This window comes from Thermus thalpophilus (genome assembly GCF_022760915.1).
Lineage (GTDB): Bacteria > Deinococcota > Deinococci > Deinococcales > Thermaceae > Thermus > Thermus thalpophilus.
In genome coordinates this window covers 1-210 of the sequence record NZ_JAKTNS010000174.1, presented here as the reverse complement: position 1 = coordinate 210, position 210 = coordinate 1, and the positions used below count along the sequence as shown (strand labels likewise).

The following is a 210-nucleotide window of genomic DNA, read 5'->3' as shown; positions in this document are numbered from 1 at the left end:
CTGAGGGTGAGGCTGGGTCCTGGGGAGGAGGTGCGGCACTTCTCCGCCATAGACCAGAGGAGCCGGTTTGCTTGGGCCGAGGTGCACACCCGGGCCACGGCGAAGGGGGCGGCGGGTTTTCTGGCGGAGGTGGTGGCCCGGGCCCCGTTTCCCATCCGGGCCATCCAGGTGGATGGGGGTAGCGAGTTTATGGGGGCGTTTGAGGAGGCA

The 210-nt window shown here is 68.6% G+C and carries 1 pseudogene; it reads left to right on the top strand.

The window, feature by feature from the left end:
• A pseudogene (locus L0D17_RS14115) lies at positions 1-210 on the top strand (hypothetical protein); the annotation flags it as partial.